This is a genomic window from Geodermatophilus sp. CPCC 205761 (assembly GCF_051383655.1).
Classification (GTDB): Bacteria; Actinomycetota; Actinomycetes; order Mycobacteriales; family Geodermatophilaceae; genus Geodermatophilus.
Genome location: NZ_JALPKQ010000002.1, coordinates 71051 through 88885 on the forward strand (window position 1 = coordinate 71051; position 17835 = coordinate 88885).

The 17835-nt window shown below is 75.2% G+C and carries 14 protein-coding genes; 9 read left to right on the top strand and 5 right to left on the bottom strand.

Annotated features, from left to right (window positions below; genetic code table 11):
- The first annotated feature begins 52 nt into the window (after positions 1 to 52).
- The 8 genes from MY526_RS01870 to MY526_RS01905 all read left to right on the top strand — a co-directional run bounded on the left by MY526_RS01870 (position 53) and on the right by MY526_RS01905 (position 9977).
- Positions 53 to 1018 (top strand): cyclase family protein, encoded by a 966-nt coding sequence (locus MY526_RS01870; RefSeq protein WP_436703103.1) that lies wholly within the window; start codon positions 53 to 55, stop codon positions 1016 to 1018.
- An 8-nt stretch (positions 1019 to 1026) separates the two neighbouring features.
- Entirely contained in the window at positions 1027 to 2697 is a 1671-nt protein-coding gene (locus MY526_RS01875; protein ID WP_436689557.1) for an AMP-binding protein, read from the top strand.
- Positions 2698 to 2849: 152 nt separating this feature from the next.
- Entirely contained in the window at positions 2850 to 3875 is a 1026-nt protein-coding gene (locus MY526_RS01880; RefSeq protein WP_436689555.1) for a 3-oxoacyl-ACP synthase III, read from the top strand.
- A 62-nt stretch (positions 3876 to 3937) separates the two neighbouring features.
- Complete coding sequence (locus tag MY526_RS01885) at positions 3938 to 6481, top strand: alpha/beta fold hydrolase (RefSeq protein ID WP_436703104.1); 2544 nt, start codon at positions 3938 to 3940, stop codon at positions 6479 to 6481.
- Positions 6478 to 7467, top strand: coding sequence for an NAD-dependent epimerase/dehydratase family protein (locus MY526_RS01890; protein ID WP_436703105.1), 990 nt, complete (start codon positions 6478 to 6480; stop codon positions 7465 to 7467). The genes MY526_RS01885 and MY526_RS01890 overlap by 4 nt, the downstream gene beginning before the upstream one ends.
- 56 nt (positions 7468 to 7523) lie before the next feature.
- The gene (locus tag MY526_RS01895; RefSeq protein WP_436703106.1) at positions 7524 to 8288 is read left to right on the top strand and encodes an esterase/lipase family protein; all 765 of its coding nucleotides are present in this window, start codon (positions 7524 to 7526) and stop codon (positions 8286 to 8288) included.
- A gap of 128 nt (positions 8289 to 8416) precedes the next feature.
- Positions 8417 to 8824, top strand: a complete 408-nt coding sequence (locus MY526_RS01900; RefSeq protein ID WP_436703107.1) for a YciI family protein — start codon at positions 8417 to 8419, stop codon at positions 8822 to 8824.
- Between the two features lie 7 nt (positions 8825 to 8831).
- Positions 8832 to 9977 (top strand): RNA polymerase sigma factor, encoded by a 1146-nt coding sequence (locus MY526_RS01905; RefSeq protein ID WP_436703108.1) that lies wholly within the window; start codon positions 8832 to 8834, stop codon positions 9975 to 9977.
- Here the strand turns inward: MY526_RS01905 and amrB are convergent.
- From amrB to MY526_RS01920, 3 genes are read right to left on the bottom strand one after another with little or no spacing between them, the layout of a single operon-like run.
- Positions 9955 to 10806, bottom strand: coding sequence for an AmmeMemoRadiSam system protein B (gene amrB / locus MY526_RS01910; RefSeq protein ID WP_436703109.1), 852 nt, complete (start codon positions 10804 to 10806; stop codon positions 9955 to 9957). The genes MY526_RS01905 and amrB overlap by 23 nt on opposite strands.
- Positions 10807 to 10809: 3 nt before the next feature.
- Positions 10810 to 11910: an AmmeMemoRadiSam system radical SAM enzyme gene (amrS, locus tag MY526_RS01915; protein ID WP_436703110.1), complete on the bottom strand. Its 1101-nt coding sequence runs from the start codon at positions 11908 to 11910 to the stop codon at positions 10810 to 10812.
- 35 nt (positions 11911 to 11945) lie between these two features.
- Complete coding sequence (locus MY526_RS01920; RefSeq protein ID WP_436689540.1) at positions 11946 to 12440, bottom strand: hypothetical protein; 495 nt, start codon at positions 12438 to 12440, stop codon at positions 11946 to 11948.
- 267 nt (positions 12441 to 12707) lie between these two features.
- Here MY526_RS01920 and MY526_RS01925 point away from each other — a divergent pair, with 267 nt between their 5' ends.
- Positions 12708 to 13700 carry a rod shape-determining protein gene (locus tag MY526_RS01925; RefSeq protein ID WP_436703111.1) on the top strand — a complete coding sequence of 331 codons (993 nt, stop codon included), beginning with the start codon at positions 12708 to 12710 and terminating at the stop codon, positions 13698 to 13700.
- Positions 13701 to 13706: 6 nt separating this feature from the next.
- On the opposite strand, the gene MY526_RS01930 is transcribed toward MY526_RS01925, so the two are convergent.
- Together MY526_RS01930 and MY526_RS01935 are read right to left on the bottom strand one after the other, a co-directional pair.
- Positions 13707 to 16655 (bottom strand): FtsW/RodA/SpoVE family cell cycle protein, encoded by a 2949-nt coding sequence (locus MY526_RS01930; protein WP_436703112.1) that lies wholly within the window; start codon positions 16653 to 16655, stop codon positions 13707 to 13709.
- Between the two features lie 18 nt (positions 16656 to 16673).
- On the bottom strand, positions 16674 to 17831 hold the full coding sequence (locus tag MY526_RS01935; protein WP_436703113.1) for a hypothetical protein: 1158 nt from the start codon (positions 17829 to 17831) through the stop codon (positions 16674 to 16676).
- Positions 17832 to 17835: the final 4 nt, after the last annotated feature.

A 17835-nucleotide genomic window follows, 5' to 3' on the forward strand; every position in this document is an offset into this window, starting at 1 on the left:
GATAGTCGTCGGGACCCGGCACGCCAGCCATCTCCCAGCCCTGGAGGCACCCGTGACCACTCCCCCCACCGACGTCCCCTCCCTCGACGACCTGCTGAAGGACTCGCCGTCGAACTGGGGGAAGTGGGGGGACGACGACGAGGTCGGCTCGCTGAACTACCTCGGGCCGGAGCAGGTGCTGGCCGCCGTCGGACTGGTCCGGCAGGGCAAGGTCTTCACGCTGCAACGGCTGATCGGTGACCCGAAGGGCGACCCGGTCTGGCCGGGCCGCACCCCGGCGGAGCGGACGCAGATCCTCGACGAGTCCACCTGGGACTCGGCGGACGCGCCGCAGTACCCCGGCGGCCTGCACTACGCCGACGACAAGATCAACACGTTCCTGCAGGGCTCGACCCAGTACGACGGGCTCGGACACGTCTGGTACGGCGGCAAGATCTGGAACGGGTACGACGCTCGCACCACCGTCGGCGGCCTCGACAAGGCCAGCGTGGAGCCGATCGCCCAGCGCGGCGTCGTCGGCCGCGGGGTGCTGCTGGACATGGCCCGCTTCCGCGGGAAGTCGAACCTCGACAAGGGCGAGACCTTCACCCACGAGGACCTGATCGCCTGCGCCGAGGCCCAGGGCACCGAGATCCGCAAGCGCGACGTCCTGATGGTCCGGACGAACTTCCTCCAGCTGTTCTTCGAGCAGGGCGAGGCGTTCTACGAGGGCTTCAACGAGCCCGGCCTGGTCTACAGCCCGGAGCTGGTGCAGTGGTTCCAGGACATGGAGATCCCCAACCTGGTCACCGACACCATCGCCAACGAGGTCACCTTCGACCCGAACAACGGCGTGGCGCTGGTCCTGCACAACGCGCTGATGCGCAACCTCGGGGTCACCCTCACCGAGATCGCCGACCTCGAGCGCCTGGCCGCCGACTGCGCCGAGGACCGCCAGTACGAGGGTCTCTACGTCGCCGCGCCGCTCAAGGTCGCCAAGGGCAGCGGGTCGCCGGTCAACCCCGTCGTTCTCAAGTAGTGGGCGGCATGAGCGTCTACGACGAACGGCCCTGGACCGCCCTCTACGGCGACCAGCCGGCCGACATCGACATCGAGTTCGAGGACGCGCTCGCGATGTTCCGTGCCGGGGTCGAGCGGGACCCCGACGGCGTCGCACTCGCCTACTTCGACGGCAGCCTGACCCGGCGGGAGCTCGACGAGCTCAGCGACGGGCTGGCCGCCGGCCTGCTCGCGAACGGGTTCACGGCCGGTGACCGGCTCGCCGTCTACCTCCAGAACGTGCCGCAGTTCGTGATCGCGATGGTCGCCGCCTGGAAGGCCGGCGGGATCATGGTGTCGATCAACCCGATGAGCCGGCAGCGGGAGCTGGCGTACCTGCTGGAGGACTCCGGGGCGACGGTGCTCGTCTCGCTGGAGGCGCTCTACGCCGAGGTGGCCCGGCAGGTCGTGCCCGACACCGGCGTGCGCCTGGTCCTGACCACCAGCGAACTGGAGTTCCAGACCCGCGACGACGAGCGGCTGTTCGCCGGGATGTCCCGGCAGCGGCACGAGGGCACCACGGACCTGCTCGAGTTCATCGCCGAGCACCGCGGCCAGACACCGCCACCGGCCCGGTTCGCGCCCGACGACGTCGCCTTCCTGACCTACACGTCGGGGACGACGGGCGTGCCCAAGGGTGCGATGAACACCCACCGGAACGTGACCTTCACGGCGCAGGTCTACCGGGACCGGGTGCACGCCGGACGCGACGGCGCGATCTTCGGCATCGCGCCGCTGTTCCACATCACCGGGCTGATCGGGCACATCGCGGTCAGCATGCTGGTGCCCGCGCCGCTGGTGCTGGCCTACCGGTTCGACCCGAACGTGGTGCTCGACGCCTTCCTCGAGCACCGTCCGGCGTTCACGATCGGCGCGATCACCGCGTTCAGCGCGCTGCTGAACGCACCGGCCTTCACCAAGGACCACTTCGCCTCGTTCACGTCGCTCTACTCCGGCGGCGCGGCGATCTCCCCGACCGCCGAACAGGGCTTCCTGGCGGCGACCGGCAAGCAGGTGCACAACGCCTACGGCCTGACCGAGACGACGTCCCCGATGACGCTGACGCCGTTCGGCTCGCCGTCCCCGGTCGACCCGACGTCGGGGGCGCTGTCGGTGGGCGCACCGGCCCCGAACACGATCGTCCGCATCCAGGGCGACGACGGCCAGGACCTGCCGCTGGGCGAGATCGGGGAGATCGTCGCGGAGGGTCCCCAGGTCGTCGCCGGCTACTGGGGCAAGCCGGAGGAGACGGCAGCCAACCTCCCCGGTGGGGCACTCAAGAGCGGCGACGTCGGCTTCATGAGCCCCGAGGGCTGGGTGTTCATCGTCGACCGCAAGAAGGACATGATCAACGCCTCGGGCTACAAGGTGTGGCCACGCGAGGTCGAGGACGTCCTCGCTGAGCACCCGGCCGTCCGGGAGTCCGCCGTCGTCGGCGTCCCCGACGAGAAGCGTGGCGAGACGGTGAAGGCGTACGTCAGCCTCAAGGCCGGGGCGAGCGCCACGCCCGAGGAGCTGATCGCGCACTGCAAGGAGCGCATGGCCGCCTACAAGTACCCGCGCAGCGTCGAGCTGCTCGACGAGCTGCCCAAGACGGTGACCGGCAAGATCCTCCGCCGTGAGCTCCGCGGGCAACCGCCCACCCGGACGGCGCCGTGACGCACGGGCAGCCGCACGCACCGCGGGACCATGACGGCCGACCGCCCGCGCCGGCAGCAGACGAACGCGGGTGGAATAGCAGTGTCCAGGTCGGGTAACGCCTGGTGGACCAGGGCGGCGCGGGAGTCAGCCCTTTCGAGGACGGACTCCACATGAGCGGCAGCGCCAACCACCGGTTCACCAACACGGCTGTCCTGACCGTGCAGATCGCGGACGCGACGAGGGTGGTCAGCTCCGACTCCTTCGACGACGTGCTCGTCGACACCTACCGGCGGGTGGGGCTGAGGCCGGGACTGCTCGAGCGCCTCGCCGGCATCCAGCAGCGCCGGTGGTGGGCCGAGGGCGTCACGTTCGTCGACGGCGCCGCCATGGCCGGCGCGAAGGCCATCAGCGAGAGCGGGGTCGACCCGGCCGGGATCGGCGTGATGATCAACACCTCGGTCAGCCGCAAGTACCTCGAACCCTCGACCGCGGTCGCGGTGCACCACGCGCTGGGCCTCCCGCGCTCGTGCCGGAACTTCGACGTCACGAACGCCTGCCTCGGGTTCGTGAACGGCATGGAACTGGCCGCCGCCATGATCGAGTCCGGGCAGGTCGACCACGCCCTGATCGTCAACGGCGAGGACTCCCGGCCGGTCCAGGAGCGCACCATCGACCGGCTGAACCGACCGGAGACCACGTCCGGGGACGTGCTGGCACAGTTCGCGACCCTGACCCTCGGCTCCGGCGCCGTCGCCATGGTGCTGGGCCGCGCCGACCGGCACCCGGAGGGACACCGGCTGGTCGCGTCGGTGAGCCGGGCCGGGACCGAGCACCACGAGCTGTGCGTCGGCGACAACGACATGATGCAGACCGACCTCAAGGGCCTGCTCGACGCCGGGTTGGCGCTGTCCACCGACCTCTGGGCCGACGCCGGGTCGGAGTTCGACTGGGCCGGGGGCATGAGCCGCTACATCGTCCACCAGGTGTCGAAGGTGCACACCAAGGCGATGTGCGACCGGTTCTCGATCGACCCGTCGCTGGTTCCGACCACCTTCCCGACGCGGGGCAACCTCGGCCCCGCGTCGGTCCCGTTCACGCTGGCCGTCGAGCAGGACTCGCTGGTCGACGGCGACCGGGTGCTGCTCATGGGCATCGGCTCGGGCCTCAACGCCTCGTGCCTCGAGATCGCCTGGTGACGGCGGGGCCGGCGCGCCTCCCGCCGGCGTTCCCGGGCCTGGACCCCGCGTGGTCCCGTCTCGTGACCGTCGCCGACTCCACCGGCGTCGAGCACACCTGGCACGTCCTCGACAACGGCGTCCCCGACCCCACCGGCACCCTGCTGTGCGTCCACGGCAACCCCACCTGGTCCTACCTGTGGCGCCGGCTGCTGGCCGCTCCACCGCCCGGCTGGCGGGTCGTCGCCCCCGACCAGCTGGGCATGGGCTGGTCCGACCGGCTGCCCGGGCCGCGGTCGCTGCAGCAGCGCCTCGCCGACCTCGACGACCTCACGGCCGCGCTCGGCGTCACCGGCCCGGTGGTCACGGTCGGGCACGACTGGGGCGGCGCCATCTCCCTGGGCTGGGCCCTGCAGCACCGCAAGAGCCTGCGCGGCGTCGTGCTGGCCAACACCGCCGTCGCCATGCCCGACGGCGACCTGGGGCCGGCCCTCATCCGGCTGGCCTCCGCACCCGGCGTGCGCGCGGCGGTCACCGTCGGCACCCCGGTGTTCGTCCGGGCGACGACGGCCCTGTCCCGGCCGGCCCTCCCGGCCGACGTCCGGGGCGCCTTCGCCGCCCCCTACCGGTCGCGGGCGCGCCGCCGGTCGGTCGGTGACTTCGTCGCCGACATCCCCTTCGCGCCCGACCACCCGTCCCGCCCGGTCCAGGAGGCGGTCGCCGAGGGCATCCGCACGCTGGACGTCCCGGCCCTGCTGCTGTGGGGGCCCCGCGACCCCGTCTTCGGCGAGCGGTACCTCACCGACCTGCGCAGCCGGCTGCCCCGGGCCCGGTTGCACCGCTACGAGGGCGCCTCACACCTGCTGCCCGAGGACGCTCCGCAGTACGCCGACGCCGTGGTGCAGTGGGTGGCCGACCTCGACGCCGCCCCCGCCGGCCGGCGGGCGACGGCGACCACCGACGGCGCCGGACGCCGGCTCTGGTCGGCCCTGCAGGAACGGTCCGACGACGACGCACCGGCGATCGTCGAGGTCGGTGGCGCGACCGTGACCTGGTCCCGGTTGGCCGACCGGGTGTCGGACCTGGCCGCCGGGCTCGCCGCGTCCGGGATCCGCCCGGGGCAGCGCGTCGCGATGCTCGTCGAGCCGTCGGCCGACCTCACCGCCGCCGTGTACGCCGTGTGGCGCGCCGGTGCCGTCGTCGTCGTCGCGGACAAGGGGCTGGGGATCGCCGGGATGCGCCGGGCCCTGCGCAGCGCGGCGGTCGACCACGTCGTCGGCAGCCGTGCGGGCCTGGCGGCGGCACGCCTGATGGGCCTGCCGGGGTCCCGCATCCTCGCCGGGCGGACCGGCCGGACCGGGGTGACCGGCCGGGCCACGCCGGCCGCCCTGGGAGCCGCGCACACGCTCGATGAGCTGGCGGCCCTCGGCCGGTCCGCACCCGCACCCGCCGAGTGCCCGGTGGACGCCGACTGCGCCGTCCTCTTCACCTCCGGGGCCACCGGCCCGGCCAAGGGCGTCGTCTACACGCACCGCCAGGCCGCCGCCCAGATCGACCTCGTCCGGACCACCTACGGCCTCACCGCCGGGGACCGGCTGGTCGCGGCGTTCGCCCCCTTCGCGATCCTCGGCCCGGCACTGGGGATCGGGTCGGCGGTCCCGGACGTCGACGTGACCCAGCCGGGCTCGCTGACCGCGGCGGCGCTCGCCGAGGCCGCGGCCGCCGTCGACGCGACCGTCGTCTTCGCCTCCCCCGCGGCGCTGCGGCGGGTCGCGGCCACGGTCGGGGACCTCTCGGCGCGGCAGCGCGAGGCGCTGGGCGGTATCCGGCTGCTGATGTCGGCGGGCGCACCCGTCCCGGCGTCCCTGCTGCGGTCGCTGCGGGCGGTCCTCCCCACCGCCGACCCGCACACGCCGTACGGCATGACCGAGGTCCTGCCGGTCACGGACGTCTCCCTGTCCGGCATCGAGGCGGCCGGCGGCGGCGAGGGCGTCTGCGTGGGCCGGCCGCTGCCCGGCGTCGCCGTGCGGATCAGCCCGCTGTCGGCCGAGGGGCTCGCCGACGGCCCGCTCACCGACCGGCCGGGCGTTCCCGGCGAGGTCTGCGTGCAGGCCGCGCACGTCAAGGACCGCTACGACGCGCTGTGGGCACTCGAGCGGGCGACGTCCCGGGACCCCGGCTGGCACCGGACCGGCGACGTCGGGCACCTGGACGCGGACGGCCGGCTCTGGATCGAGGGGCGCCTCGCGCACGTCATCTCCACGGCTGCCGGACCGGTGACCCCCGTCGGGATCGAGCAGCGGGTGGAGGCGCTGCCCGGCAGCTCGGCGGCCGCGGCCGTCGCCGTCGGGCCGGCCGGGGCGCAGGTCGTCGTCCTCGTCGTCGTCCCGTCCGGGACCCCGGGCAGCCCCGTCCGGTCCCGTGGCCGGGGCACCCGCCTGCGCCTCGCCGGCACGGACACGGCCGACGCGGTCCGGGCGGTCGCCGGCGTCGACGTCGCTGCGGTGCTGCTCGCGCCGCGGCTGCCGGTGGACGTGCGCCACCAGTCGAAGGTGGACCGGGGCGAGCTCGCCCGCCGGGCCGCGCGGGTCCTGGCCGGGGCGCCCCGGCGCCTCCGCCGACCGTGAGGGTCCTGGTCACCGGCGCCAGCGGGATGCTCGGGCGGGCCACCGCCACCGGGCTGCTCGAGCGCGGCGACGAGGTGACGGTGCTGCAGCGTCGCCCGTCCGGCCTGCCGTGTCGCGAGGTGCTGGGGGACGTAGCCGATCCGGCCGTCGTGCGGTGGGCCGCCCGGGGCCAGGACGCCGTGCTGCACCTGGCCGCGAAGGTCGACGTCACCGGGCCGTGGGCGGAGTACGCGCACGCCAACATCGAGGGCACCCGCACCGTCGTCGACGCCTGCCGGACCGCGGGCGCCGGCCGGCTGGTGCACGTGTCGTCCCCGTCGGTGGCGCACGCCGGGGCGGCGCTGGCCGGGGTCGGCGCCGGGCCGGCCGACGCCGGACGTGCCCGCGGGCGCTACTCCCGCTCGAAGGCGGTGGCCGAGGCGGATGCGCTGGCGGCGGACTCCCCCGCCCTGGCCGTCCTCGTCGTCCGGCCCCACCTGGTGTGGGGGCCCGGGGACACCCAGCTCGTCGCACGCATCGTCGAGCGGGCCCGCGCCGGGCGGCTGCCGGTGATCGGCTCGGGCGCGGCCCTCATCGACACCACGTACGTCGACAACGCCGCAGCGGCCCTGATCGCCGCGGTGGACGCGTGCGGACCGGTACACGGCGAGGCCCTGGTCGTCTCGAACGGGCAGCCGCGCCCGGTCGCCGAGGTCCTCTCCCGGCTCTGCGTCGCGGCCGGGGTCCGCGGGCCGCGCGGGCGGGTGCCGTTCCGGGCGGCCTACGGCGTCGGTGCCGCTGTCGAGGGAGTCTGGGCGGCGACCCGGCGACGCACGACTCCTCCGCTCACCCGCTTCCTGGCCGAGCAGCTGGCGACCGCGCACTGGTTCGACCAGCGACGGACCCGAACCGCGTTGCGCTGGCGGCCGGCCGTGTCCCTCGACGAGGGGTTCGCCCGCCTCGGCGCCTGGTACCGCGCCTCGCCTGCCCCGCCCGGCGGAGGCTGAGGTCTGCTCAGGGGGCCAGCCGGCGGCGGCCGGGCGCCGCCGGGGATGCTGTCCGGGTGCCTGCCGCCAAGCGCCTCCCCTCACGGGCCGCGCTGCTCACCGAGCCGCCGCGCGCGGGACTGGACCTCGCCGCCCTCGTCGCCACCTGGCCGGTGCTCGCGGCCGCCCGCCGCGGTGACGGCCACCCGGTCCTGGTGCTGCCCGGCCTGATGACCGGCGACCCCGCCACCCTGGTGCTCCGGACCGCGCTCCGCGCCCTCGGCCACAACGTGTCCGGGTGGAGCCTGGGCCTCAACCGGGGCCCGACGGGCCGCGTCGTCTCCACGTTGCGCGCCCACCTCGAGCGGCTGCACCGGACCTCGGGACGGCGGGTCAGCCTGGTCGGCTGGAGTCTGGGCGGGCTCTACGCGCAGGAGCTGGCCCGAGCCGCGCCCGGCAGCGTCCGCGGACTGGTCACCCTCGGCACGCCGGTGGTGCGCTGGGCTCCCTGGGTCCGCACGGCCTCGGGGATCGTCGACGGCGCCACCGGCCTCCTCGCCGGTGGGGCGGCGATGCCCCGGCCGTGGGCCGAGCGCGGCTCACTGCGCGTGCCCGCGACGTCGGTCTACACGCGGGCCGACGGCATCGTGCCCTGGTCGTCGTGCCGGTACGAGGTCCGCGCTCGGCGGGAGAACGTCGAGGTGCGCGGCAGCCATCTCGGCCTCGCCTGCAACCCGGGGGTCCTGTGGCTGCTGGCCGACCGGCTGGGGATGGCCGAGGGCACCTGGACGCCGTTCCGCCCCCCGTTCGCACTCCGCCCGTTCTTCCCCCGCGGTCGATGACACCGGCAGCGCGCGCAGTTCTCGGAGTCCGCCGAGAGAACTCCGTCGAAGATGTCGAGAACCCGGGCGCGGCTCCGTCCCCGCAGTGCCACGGCCACACTGGGCCGAACCGCACCGAGGAGAACACGATGGCCAAGTACCTGCTGCTCAAGCACTACCGCGGCGCGCCGGCGCCGGTCAACAACGTGCCGATGGACCAGTGGACGCCGGAGGAGGTCACCGCCCACATCCAGTACATGCAGGACTTCGCGGCCCGGCTCGAGGGCACCGGCGCGTTCGTCGACGGTCAGGCGGTCTCCATGGACGGCATGTGGGTCCGCTCCGACGGCGAGGGGCGGCCACCGGTCACCGACGGCCCGTTCGCGGAGACCAAGGACCTGATCGCCGGCTGGATGGTCATCGACGTGGAGACCCAGGAGCGGGCGGTGGAGCTGGCCGGCGAACTGTCCGCGGCTCCCGGTGCGGGCGGGAAGCCGATCCACGAGTGGCTCGAGCTGCGCCCGTTCCTGCACGCGCCGCCGACCATCACGGAGTGACGGCCCGGTGGACGAGGCCCTGCTGAGGACCCTCACCCCCACCGTCATCGGGATCCTCGGCCGCCGCGGAGCCGACTTCGCGGCGGCCGAGGACGCCGTCCAGGACGCCCTCGTCGAAGCGGTGCGGGTGTGGCCGGACGACCCGCCGCGGGACCCCAAGGGCTGGCTGGTCGCGGTCGCGTGGCGCAGGTTCCTCGACGCCGCCCGCGCCGACACCTCCCGACGGCGGCGCGAGGTGCTGGTCGAGGTCGAGCCGGAGCCCGGGCCGGCCGAGGACGTGGACGACACGCTCCGGCTGTACTTCCTGTGCGCCCACCCGTCCCTGACCCCGGCCTCGGCCGTCGCCCTCACCCTGCGCGCGGTCGGCGGCCTGACCACGCGGCAGATCGCGCAGGCCTACCTCGTGCCGGAGGCGACCATGGCCCAGCGCATCAGCCGCGCCAAGCGGACCGTCTCGGGCGTCCGGTTCGACCGGCCCGGGAACGTCGCCACGGTGCTGCGCGTGCTCTACCTGGTCTTCAACGAGGGCTACTCCGGCGACGTCGACCTCGCCGCCGAGGCGATCCGGCTGACCCGCCAGCTCGCGGCCCGGATCGACCACGAGGAGGTGGCGGGCCTTCTGGCCCTCATGCTGCTGCACTCCGCGCGGCGGCCCGCACGGACCCGCCCCGACGGCAGCCTCGTGCCCCTCGCCGAGCAGGACCGCAGCCTGTGGGACACCCGGCTGATCGCCGAGGGCGTCGAGGTGCTCCAGGCAGCACTGGCCCGCGACCGGCTGGGCGAGTTCCAGGCCCAGGCCGCCATCGCCGCCCTGCACGCCGATGCCCGGACGGCCGAGGAGACCGACTGGGTGCAGATCGTCGAGTGGTACGACGAACTGGTGCGGCTCACCGACAGTCCGGTGGCCCGCCTCAACCGGGCCGTCGCGATCGGTGAGGCCGACGGTCCGCGGGTCGGCCTGGCCGCCCTGGCGGAGCTCGACCCCGCGCTGCCCCGCCACGCCGCCGTCGCGGCCTACCTGCACGAGCGGAACGGCGACCCGGTCACCGCGGCACGGCTCTACGCCGAGGCCGCCCGGAAGGCGACCGACCTGCCCGAGCGCGACCACCTCACGCGCCAGGCCGCACGGCTCAACGCGGAACTGCGCGGTTGAGTGGCGGGCGGCCCGCCGGCGCCTCGTCCTCCGGCCGCCCGTGCACGAGGAACGCGCCGTACCCGACGACGCGGGCGCGGTCCGCTCCGCTGTCCGCGGACGTGGCCAGGCGGAGCAGCTCGACGGTCAGGCAGCGCGCCGCGGCGTGGTGCAGCAGCCCGCGCAGGGGGTGGTAGCCGCAGGCGTCCTCCGGTCGCAGGGCTGCGGCGTCCCGGGCCAGGACCGCCCCGGCGGTGCGCCGGTCCCGCTCGCGGGCCGAGCGCTCGTCGAGGAAGTGGCTGAGGTCGGTGGAGACGACGGCGAGGGCGCCGTCGACCGCGAGCAGAGCGGTCAGGACCGCCGCCACGGACTCCGGCAGCGCCCGGCCGACCAGCACCGGCAGCACCGGCACCTCGGCACCGAGGACCCGCTGGAGGAACGGCAGCTGCGTCTCCAGGGAGTGCTCGCCGCCGTGCGGCCGGTCGTCCACCACCACGCCGGGCAGCGCCGTGGCCGCCGTCCGGGCGTCGTCGTCGACCGCCGCGGCGCCCAGCGGCGTGGCGAAGGCGTCGACGGCCGGCACCGCCATCCCGTCGAGCGGGAAGACGTGCGCCGGCCCCAGCAGCACGATCCGGGTGACGGCGTCCGCTGCGCCGGCGACCTGCGCGTGGGCGGTCGCGGCCACCGCGCCCGAGTACGTGTACCCGGCGTGCGGCGCGACCACGGCAGCGGGTCGCACCGCCCCCGTCGGGCCGGGGGCCTCGCCGAGCAGCCGGTCCACCAGCTCGCGCAGTTCCCCCGGATCAGCGGGGTAGAACCGGCCGGCGACCGCGGCGGGGCGCACGCGCACCGGTCAGCTCCCGGCCAGGAACACCGGCAGCCGCCGCGCTCCCCACCGGCCGACCGGCCCGTCGTAGCGGCCCGGGACGGCGGCGCCGCACGAGGCGCAGCGACCCTCGTCCGTGAGCCGGTAGCGCCCGATGACGTACCAGTCCCGCTCCACGACGGCCTCCCCGCAGGCCGGGCAGGTGGTGCGGCCCCCGTCGGCGTCGTGCACGTTGCCCGTGTAGACGAAGCGCAGCCCGTGCTGCTGCGCGATCCCCCGCGCGCGGGACAGCGTGGCCGGCGGGGTGGGCGGGACGTCGCGCATCTTGAAGTCCGGGTGGAAGGCGGTGAAGTGCAGCGGGACGTCGAGGCCCAGGTTCTCGGCGATCCACGCGCACTCGGCGCCGATCTCCGCGTCGGAGTCGTTGTGCCCCGGGATGAGCAGCGTGGTGATCTCGAACCACACGTCGGTCTCGTGCCGCAGGTACACGAGGGTGTCGAGCACCGGCTGCAGCCGCGCGGCCGACACCCGCCGGTAGAAGTCGTCGGTGAACGCCTTGAGGTCGACGTTCGCGGCGTCGACGTGCGCGTACAGCTCCCGCCGCGCGTCGTCGTTCACGTAGCCGGCGGTGACCAGGACGGCCCTGATCCCCCGCGCCCGGCAGGCGTCGGCGACGTCCACCGCGTACTCGAGGAAGATCGTCGGGTCGTTGTACGTCATGGCGACGCTGCGGCAGCCCAGCCGCTCCGCGGCCGTGGCGATGTCCTCCGGGCCGGCGGCGTCGGAGAGCCGCTCGATCTCCCGGGACTTGGAGATGTCCCAGTTCTGGCAGAACCGGCAGGACAGGTTGCACCCCGCGGTCCCGAACGACAGCACCGCGCTGCCCGGCAGGAAGTGGTTGAGCGGCTTCTTCTCGACGGGGTCCACGCAGAAGCCGCTCGACCGGCCGTAGGAGGTCAGCACGACCTGGTCGTCGACGCGGCCGCGCACGAAGCACAGGCCGCGCTGGCCCTCGTGGAGCCGGCACTCCCGAGGGCAGACGTCGCACTGCACGCGACCGTCGTCGAGCCGGTGCCAGTACCGGCCCGGCACCGTGAACCGGTCGGAGAGACTGATGTCGGCCACCATGGCGCCTCCCCCACCCACGATAGGCGTGCCGGACGTCAGCCGGGGCCGGGCGCCCGATCACGACCGGTGGCTCGCGCGGCGTGGCCGAGGCCGACCGGGCGCGCGCCGGCCAGCTCCAGCGCCTCCACCGCGCCGATGTCGTCGAGCCCGTCCCGGCCGGTGAGCTCGAAGAGCTCGACCTGCTCCTCGATCCACCGCTGGTGGCCGTTCCACGCGGTCAGCGGCGTGGTCCCGAGCACCGCGGCGATCCGCTCCCACGAGGCCCCGGCGCGCAGGGCGGCACGGATGCCCCGGTGCTGCGCGTCGTAGGCCTGGCGGGCGACGACGACGCCGAGGTCGAGCAGTTCCAGGGACTCCTCGAGCTCCAGCGGTTCGACCTGCCCGCGCAGGTGGTCGGTCCAGGAGTGCACGGGCCGGACGGCGGGCCGCTGGACCGCCGCCACGCTGTCCCGCCGGCTCAGGAAGTCCAGCCGGGTCACCGCGGTGACGATGGGGATCCCGAGGTCGAGGAGTCCACGCCTGCCCGTCATGGCGACCGAGGATCCACGGCCCGACGGCAGGGCTCGTGCCGACCCGTGCGTGTCGCCGAACGGGCCCGGACCGGACGGCTGGGCATCACTCTCCTCACCGGGGAGGGCACCGAGCGTCAGCCCCCGTGCCCGGACCTCGCCTCCGCGCCCGACGGGAGGAGGGGCGGACAGCGCGCAGTTCGCTCCGGACGGCGACGGCGGCTCTGGACCGAGCACCGGTGCCGCCCCCAGACTGGTGCGGCAGCCCGGCGGTCAGGAGGGCACTCGGTGGGACTCGGCATCGATCTCGGCACCGCCACCACGGTCGTGAGCGACGCGCGACGGGGCATCGTCTTCGACGAACCGTCCGTCATGCTGCTGCGCCGGGGCGGGAGCCGCCGGGAACGGGTGCTCGCCGTCGGCCAGGACGCGGCCGATCTGGTCGGTCGCGCCCCCTCGGCCAGTTTCAGCGCGGTCCGGCCGCTGGAGGACGGGGTGGTCACGGACCTGGAGACGGCCCGGTTGTACCTGCGCTCGGTCCTGCACAAGGCGGGACGGCGGGTCTGGGAGTTCCCGATCCGCGCGGTGATCGGTGTGTCCGTCGGTTCCACCGCACTGGAGCGTCGTGCGCTCCTCGAAGCCGCGGACGAGGCGGGCCTCCGCCCGGTCACGGCACTCGACGGGTCGATCGCCGGTGCCGTCGGCTGCGGCATCGACCCGCTGGAGCGGCGGGTGCACATGGTCGTCGACGTCGGGGGTGGGACCGCCGAGGCGGTGGCGTTCTGTTTCGGCGGGGTGCTCGCCCACCGGACCAGCAAGCTGGCCGGGGACGAGATGACGCTGGCCGTGTCCCGCTACCTCCGCGAGCAGCACCACCTCCACGTCGGCGAGCTCGAGGCGGAGGACCTCAAGATCCGCTCGTCGGCGGACGAGAACGGACCGCTCGTCGTGCAGGGCCGCGACGCCGCCACCGGGCGGCCGCGGCTGGCCACCGTGCAGTCCCCCGAGGTGGCCGACGCCGTGCGGCCGATCACCGACGAGATCGTCCGGACCCTCACCGCGTGCCTGGACGACCTCCCACCGCAGGCGATCGCCGACGTGCTGGCGGAGGGCGTCCTGGTGTTCGGCGGGTCCGCCCGGGTCGACGGCCTCCCCGGGGAGCTGGAACGGGGTCTCGGCCTCCCGGTGAAGCTCGCCGAGAACCCCACGACGTGTGTGGCCGAGGGCGCCGCCCGGGCGCTGCGGAACCGTCCGCTGCTGGCGGCCTACGGCCGCGGCTGACGACCGTCAGAGCGCCTGCACCGGCCCCGTGCCGAGGACCTCCGGCCGGTGGTCGAGGTAGTGACGCAGGCCGTCGGCCACCACGTTCCGCGCGCTGTTCCCGCCCGTTCCCGGGCCCTGCACCATGGCGGTCAGCACGTTCTCGGGAGCGTCCATGGGGGCCACGGCGGAGATCCAGTTGTCGTACTCCCCCTCGGGGAGGCCGCCGTCCTGGGCCGTGCCGGTCTTCGCACCGACGGGCACGGGCAGGTCCGCCAGCCGGGTCGCGGTACCGGCCGTCACGGCCCTGCGCATCCCCTCGCGGACCGGCCCCAGCTCGGCGGCGAACGGCACCGGCGTCGCGGCCGGCGCCGGCAGCGCGGTGTACGCGGCTCCCTCCGTCCCGATCGCCATGCCGAGCCGGGGGGTGACCGTGCTCCCGGTGGCGACGGCGGCGGTCCAGCGGGCGTTCTGCAGCGGAGTGACCTGCAGGTCGCCCTGGCCGATGCCGAGGATGACGGTGGACCCGCCGTACCACGTGCCCCCCTCCGCCTCGGCGGACTCCGGTGTGCCGAGGTGGCCGGCGGACTCGCCGGGCAGGTCGATCCCGGTCGGCGCGCCCACCCCGAGCGCCCGGGCGGCGTCGATGATCGCCTCGGCCCCGAGCGCGACGGCGAGCTTGTAGAAGTAGACGTCATTGGAGATGGCGATCGACTCCACCAGGTCCATCGGCCCCATCGGCTTCCAGTTGCCGAAGGTGTGGCCGCCGTAGGTGAAGCTGGCCCCGGTGGGGATGGCCCGGTGCGGCGCGAAGACCGGATGGGCCTGGTTCGCCGCGGCCACGACCAGCTTGAACGTCGACCCGGGCGGCGCGACCGCCTGGGTCACGTGCTCGAGCAGCGGCGACCCCGGCGCCTCGGCCAGCGCCTGCAGCGCCCCGGTGTCGATCGGGGGTCCGTAGACGTTGTTGTCGAACGACGGCGTGCTCGCGATGGCGAGGACCTGCCCCGATCTCGGGTCCATCGCGACGGCGGCGCCGATCCTGTTCCGGGGCCGCGGCTGCGCGCGCACGGCCGCGGCGAGGCCGGCGTCCAGCCGCTGCTGGAGGCCCAGGTCGATCGAGAGCCGCAGGTCGGCACCGGGCACGGGGTCCCGCCGCTCCCCGAGCGCGACCGGCACGCCCGTCGGGTCCACGTACACGCACTGCTGCCCGTTGATCCCGCGGAGCACCGCGTCGTACTGCTGCTCGAGCCCGGCACGGCCGACGATCTCACCCGACGGCAGGCCGGGCCAGCGGGCCTCGTCCTCGGGCGTGGCCACCCCGACGAAGCCGAGCACCGGCCCGAGCAGCGCCCCCTGCGGATACCAGCGGCGCGGCTCCGGGAGCACGAACACCCCGGGGATCCCGGCCGCGGTGACCGCGGTGCCGACGTCGCGGGGCACGTCGGCCACCGGCAGCGACAGGGTGGTGCCCTCCGCCGCACCGATCTGCGCGGCGAGGTCCTCGACCGGCCGGCCGGTCAGCCCAGCCAGCCGGTCGATGTCGGCGGGCCGGGTGCGCACCAGTGCGGGCACCACGACCACCCGGTCGACGCCGCCCCCGACGTCCACGGCGTTCACGGCGAGCGGCGCGTCGTGCCGGTCGGTGATCGAGCCACGGGCGGCCGGCAGCCGGAAGCAGCGGGTCATCTGCTCGTCGCCGACCGCCTGGAGCGCCTCGCCACGGGTGCTCTGCAGCCGCCATCCGTAGACCCCGAACGCGATCAGCAGGACCGAGACACCGAGCGCGGCCAGCCTGATCAGCCGCGGCCGGGGGTTGCGCCAGCTCGGCAGCGCCCACAGCCGCCTGCGGGCGCCGTCCCGGCGGACGGCGAGGACGACCCCGATGGCGGCCAGGTGCACGACGAGTGCCGTGCCGCCGTAGCTGAGCAGGGGGAACGGGACGCCGGCGAGCGGGAGCAGCCCGAGGTTGGCACCCACCGAGACGACGGTCTCCACACCCAGGAGGACCGCCAGCCCCCCGCCCACGAGCGCGCCGTGCGGCGTGCGGGGCACCCGGCTGGCCAGCGCGAGCCGCCACACGAGGATGATCGCGGCGAGCACCGCTGCCGCGCCGGCGACCAGGCCCCACTGCCCGACCAGGCTGGCCAGGGCCAGGTCGGTCTCCCGCTCGGGCAGGTACTGCGCACGCAGGCCCCGGAGCGGGTCGTCGGTCCGCCCGAACAGCCCTCCGGAGCCCACGGCGATGTGCGCCTGCCGCACGGCCCAGCCCGAGCCGGTCGGGGACTCGTGGGCACCGACCAGGAAGCTGCCGAGGCGGACGAGCTGGTAGGGCCGCAGGAGGCTGATCATGAGCGGCGCGGAGATCACCACCGCGGCGGCCAGCGGCAGGAGGAACCGCGCGGGCACGCGTCCGATCACCAGCATGGTCCCGGCGAGGACCGCGAGCAGGGTCGTGGTGCTGAGGTCCGGCTGGAGCACGGTGAGCCCGATGGGCACGACCGAGAGCAGCACGGCCGCCGTGAAGCGCTGCCACGCCGGCCGGCCCGACCCGAGGACGGTGGCCAGGACCAGCAGCAGCCCGAGCTTGGCGAGCTCGGAGGGCTGGAAGGTGAAGGAGCCGATCGCGATCCACCGGGTGGCGCCGTTCGCGGACAGGCCGACCGTGAGCACGCCGACGAGGAGGACGGCCGCGCCGTAGGCGGCCCAGCCCAGAACGCGGAGGTACCGGGCCCGGACGCGCCAGAACACCATGAGGGCCAGCACCCCGCCGGCGGCGATCACGCCCTGCCGCGCCGCGAGCTCGGTCGCGCCGATGAGGTGCAGGTTCGCCAGTCCGAGCCCGACCAGCGTCAGTGCGGCCACGATCGCGAGCAGGTCGAAGGCCCCGCTGCGTCGGTTCCTGCGCTGCTGCCGGGTCCGGCCCCTGCTCTCCCGCCCCGGCGCCGGCGGCCCGGCGGGTCCGGTGATCGGCATGTCGCACCCCCCGTGGGCTCAGCCGGACTGTCCGTCGGAGCGGCACGAGCCGGCGAACACCGGTGGAGAGGCCGCGGCTGCGGGGAGGTCGGTGACGGCGACCACCGCCACGGCCTGCAGGGCCGGGAGCGGCACGGTGCCGGCAGCAACGGCCCGCTCCCCCTCCGGCGGCACGGTGACGGTTCCGCCCGGTGCGGTCTCCGTGGCCCCGGTGCAGCGGTCGACGATCCGGTACGACCAGGTCACCACCTGCGGCTCGGGTCCCGGGACGAGCCGCACCAGGAGCCGGAGGTCGCAGGGCGCGCCCGGCGCGCACTGCGCGAGGAGGCGCAGGTCGACCGCGGTCACGGTGCCGGCCGCCGCGGGGGCCGGTGGCACGATCGGCGGGCCGTCGGGCTCCGGCGCGGCGGACGGCGTCGACCCGCTGCGCCCCGCGTCCAGGAGCAGGCGGATGTCGACGGCGATGTCGTCCCGCAGGACGGCGACCTCCACCGAGACGACCGCGGCGAGCACCAGTGCGGAGAGGAGCCACGCGCCGATCCGGCGGCGCGTGGTCCGGGTCGCCCCCTGGGGGTCGAGTCCCGCCGGGGCGGCTCGGACGGCCGGGGACGGGTTCCTGATCGGCCCGGCGGCCGGCCCCGCTGCCCCGCCGATCGCCGCCACCAGCGCGGCCAGCTCGGCGCGGACCGCACTGCGGTCGACGGCGCCGGCCGCCTCCCCCAGCATCCGGGCGACCGCGGGGACGCCGGAGACCGGCAGGAGCGTTCCGGCCCGGTCGAGCGCGTCCAGCAGCTGGTCGGCGGCCGGATCCGGACGGCGACCGCGGAGCCGGGCGGCACCGGCCAGGTCCGCGAGCACCGCCTCGACAGCCGCACCACCCGGTCCTCCGGGGCCGAGGACCACCCGCCCGTCGGCACCGACGACGACCGGACCGATCTCGAACCGGTCGCTGTCCGGGCTCCCGCCGTCCGGCTCCGCCCGCCGCGCCGCCTCCGCCAGCACACCGGCACCGATCTCGAGGGCCTGCGGCGGGGTGAGGCGGGCCAGGCCGATCAGCCGGGTCAACGCCACGCCGCCCGACGCGGCCGGCGGCGGATCGCCCGGCTGCTGCTCGTGGGGGTCGGACGGACCGGCAGGGTCGAGCTCGATCGCCCGTTCGGTTCTCAGGTCCGTCACCGAC